Origin of the sequence: Streptomyces sp. URMC 126, assembly GCF_051386555.1 — a bacterium.
Classification (GTDB): domain Bacteria; phylum Actinomycetota; class Actinomycetes; order Streptomycetales; family Streptomycetaceae; genus Streptomyces.
In genome coordinates this window covers 1-253 of sequence record NZ_JBPQTX010001102.1, presented here as the reverse complement: position 1 = coordinate 253, position 253 = coordinate 1, and the positions used below count along the sequence as shown (strand labels likewise).

Below are 253 nucleotides of genomic sequence, written 5' to 3'. Positions count from 1 at the left end.
CCCCCGGCGGCCGCCCGGGGTTCGGGCCGCAGGATCCCGGCGACACCGGCCGCCACGGCGCACAGGGCCACGGGCAGCAGGAAGGCGACGTTCAGCGGCACGAGATGGGTGAGCGGCCCGATGACGGCGGGTCCGGCGAGCATGCCGAGGTAACCGAGCCCGGCCACCCGTGAGACGTTCGCCCCGGCGGCCTCCGGGTCGGCGTGGCCCGCGGCGCTGAAGAGCTGGGGCACACAGCCGGACAGCCCCAGAC

At 77.1% G+C, this 253-nt stretch carries 1 pseudogene; it reads right to left on the bottom strand.

From position 1 onward, the window contains the following. Positions 1–253: pseudogene (locus tag ACSNOK_RS35255) on the bottom strand (MFS transporter); the annotation flags it as partial.